3 protein-coding genes are annotated in these 3,175 nt (G+C 40.1%); 1 reads left to right on the plus strand and 2 read right to left on the minus strand.

The features are described 5' to 3' along the window. A partial coding sequence (locus PX484_RS23420) for a DUF2887 domain-containing protein (protein WP_287712921.1) occupies positions 1 to 325 on the plus strand: 325 nt, incomplete at its 5' end. Between the two features lie 537 nt (positions 326 to 862). On the opposite strand, the gene PX484_RS23425 is transcribed toward PX484_RS23420, so the two are convergent. After that, the gene (locus PX484_RS23425; RefSeq protein WP_287767790.1) at positions 863 to 2,443 is read right to left on the minus strand and encodes an SUMF1/EgtB/PvdO family nonheme iron enzyme; all 1,581 of its coding nucleotides are present in this window, start codon (positions 2,441 to 2,443) and stop codon (positions 863 to 865) included. Positions 2,444 to 2,733: 290 nt separating this feature from the next. Beyond that, a partial coding sequence (locus tag PX484_RS23430; protein ID WP_288105805.1) for a CO2 hydration protein occupies positions 2,734 to 3,175 on the minus strand: 442 nt, incomplete at its 5' end.

Raw genomic sequence — 3,175 nt, forward strand, 5'->3', positions numbered from 1 at the left:
ACAACAGCAAGAACTTTTAGAATTGATAGAGACAATTTTGGTTTATAAGTTACCCCAAGTCAGTAGAAAGGAGATAGAAGCGATGTTTAGTTTAAGTGATTTAAAACAAACTAAAGTGTATCAGGAAGCTTTAGAAGAAGGTAGAGAGGAAGGTAGAGAGGAAGGTAGAGAGGAAGGTAGAGAGGAAGGCCGACAAGAAGGCGAATTAGCGGCAAAATTAGCCTCTATTCCTCGTTTATTGGCCTTAGGATTAAACTTTGAACAGATAGCACAAGCTTTAGAATTAGAGATCGAACAGGTTAGACAAGCAACTCAAGGGGAATAGGAAAAGTTCAATGCGATCGCACTAAGGTTAGATAGCGTATCATGCTAAACGACTTTTGTACTATAGCAGAGAGACTAGCTGTATCATCATTAGACATCTCCGAAAACGTAGGAACAATTCATGAATTTTACTCCGAAAACGTAGGAACAATTCATGAATTTTACTCCGAAAATGTAGGGACAATTTATGAATTTTACTCCGAAAATGTAGGGACAATTCATGAATTGTCCCTACCAAGGGTTTCAGGTTACGCATATTTAATTTTCGGAAATATCTATTCTCTATCATCTGGGATTATTGGCATATCTGTAATGATTTGATGGCATCGAACACAAGCCTTAACCCCTTGTTCCAAACGCCATCGACAGAAATTGAAAATCGAATCTTCTATGCAAACTCTAATTAAGTCTTCAACTGTTCATCTGAGATATTAACAGTAAGTAATGGAAGCCATTAAAAATCTCACAAAAAAAATCGACCCGCCTAGCGGCGGGAAAAAGAGAAAAAGGGTAAAAAGGGAAAAAAAGGGAAAAAGGGTTACAGAGTCCTCTCAGCACCGCACACCACCCGAAAACCGTAGCTGTTGCTGAGGCCGTCGCGGCGGGGGTTGAGGAAGCGGTAAGCCGAACGGCAGCCATCCGGACCGTTGTACCAACAACCGCCCCGCACTATTGGATAATCATTATCATTTGTCAGCCAAGCACTGCCATCCTTTGGCGCTCCGATATAGTTATCGTGCCAATTGTCCTCGCACCACTCCCAAACATTGCCAATCATGTCATACAGTCCCCAAGCATTGGGCCTTTTCTGGCCCACAGGATGAGTTGTCTTCTGAGAATTTCCGTCATACCAAGCGTAATCTCCTAACTGACTAGCATCATCACCGAAATAATAGCGAGTAGTAGTCCCCGCACGACAAGCATATTCCCATTCCGCTTCTGTCGGTAAGCGATAGGTTTTTCCTGTTATTTGACTCAATTTCTGACAAAAGGCTTGAGCATCGTTCCAACTAACCTGTTCTACCGGATTTTGCAGATTATTTTTCAACCAAGAGTTGTTTTTAAAATGAGAGGGATTTTTTCCCATTACCGCTTCATATTGTGCCTGAGTCACTGGATATTTACCAATCGCAAAACTGTTGACTTTAACTTGGTGTGGAGGCTTTTCAGCATCCCAAGCATCGGGATCACTATCAGGGGATCCCATGAGAAATTGACCTGCTGGTAAGCTCACCATCTCTAGTGTGACTCGATTGGGTAGGTTTTCGGTAAATGGAGTAGGTGAAACAATTAGGGGTATTGGTGAAACAGGCTTTTTGAGTGCTTGTAAGGCATTTAAAACCTGTTGTGCTGTCCATCTTTGTCTTCTATCTTTTTGCAAACACCCTTCAATAATCGGTTTAAACTCTTTCGGTAAACTAGGGATTTGTAGCTCACAATTTATCACCTTTACCATTAATTGATTATTGTCATTATTAAACTTATAGGGAAGTTGATTAGTCGTCATTTGGATTAACATAATACCTAATGACCACAGATCCCAAGCTGATGAAATATCACCCCTAAAGGCTTCGGGAGGCATATAAATAATTGTACCGGTATTGTGGACGGTTTGAGTGTGGCTTTTGTTATTTAAGGTTCTAATTAAGCCAAAATCTGCTAACTTGTATTGTTGATTAACCTTGAGGATATTACCCGGTTTTAAATCTCGATGGACTTTATTTTGTCGATGAAGATAATTTAAGCCCTGGGCGACTTGAGCAGTAATATTTTTAATCTCATCCGCTGACAAACTGCCTTTGGCAATGTGATTTTCTAGGCTACCCTGTGCCAATTCCATCACTAAATAAAGCATCTCTGTATTGAGAAAAGTAAATTCCCCCACCGCATAACTCTTAATTAAATTAGGATGTTCTAACTTTCTGGAATTTGTTAACTCAATTAATTTATCATCGCTACTTTCGGGGATAACTTTAATGGCAACTTCTTTGACCGATGTATTTCTGACCATTTCACTAGCATGAAATACACCACCAAAACCACCCGCACCGAGAAACTTATTAAGACGATAGGGGCCTATTTGTTGCCCTTCTAACATCTTCATCATTTGGTCTAGCATAATAATAACTCCTGAATTAGCCAATTTTTACGTTCTGTAACTATCCTATTAAGTGGGTGGTTTTAACGAAGGCAAGAGGCAAAAGCTTTATCGAAATGTGTAATTAATTTTGCTTAGGTACTTAATACTAAATCTGGCTATTAAATACGAGTAGAAAACCAGTTTCTCGGAAAAACCCGTTTTCTGTGGGTTACTCAAGGGATTTAGTATTAGTATGACATTGGGTGTCGGTTATCTCATAATCAAAAAAAGGTGGGCGATAAACCCACCAGAAAAATAACCCAAAAACCTCAACGATAATTAGGACTTTGGATATCTCTAAGACGCGCTTCGGGGCGTTTAAATCTGTCCATTTGTGCCTCAAAGAATTGACGATTTTTAAGTAAATGTTTGGGATTAGGATCGTCGAGGGGATAGAGTAAAGCAGTGCGTAGAGCTTGAATAACTGCTGAAGTAACATTATACATCGAGCGCTGGAAACTAATCCCCAATTGAATCAAAATATCGTCTTCCCCCCGGCAGTTTTGCTGATAGTAATCAATCAGATATTGTGGTAAAAAATGATACATATCATCCATTAACAACGTCGGCGGAATTCCCGCAGTACCCACGGGGAAAACATCCGCATAAAGAATGCCATAGTGAAAGTCTTTTTGTTCGTCAGGAACCTGTTTTGCTTGGGCATTATAAGACTTTGTACCCCGGAAGGGAGCAGTACGATAAAAGACCGCT

Origin of the sequence: Microcystis sp. M49636_WE2 (assembly GCF_030065375.1) — a bacterium.
Classification (GTDB): Bacteria; Cyanobacteriota; Cyanobacteriia; order Cyanobacteriales; family Microcystaceae; genus Microcystis; species Microcystis aeruginosa_C.

What these genes read in the sequence shown, in the direction of transcription:
- PX484_RS23425 (WP_287767790.1), bottom strand. Translation starts at nt 2,443, where the DNA reads ATGCTAGACCAAATGATGAAGATGTTAGAAGGGCAACAAATAGGCCCC.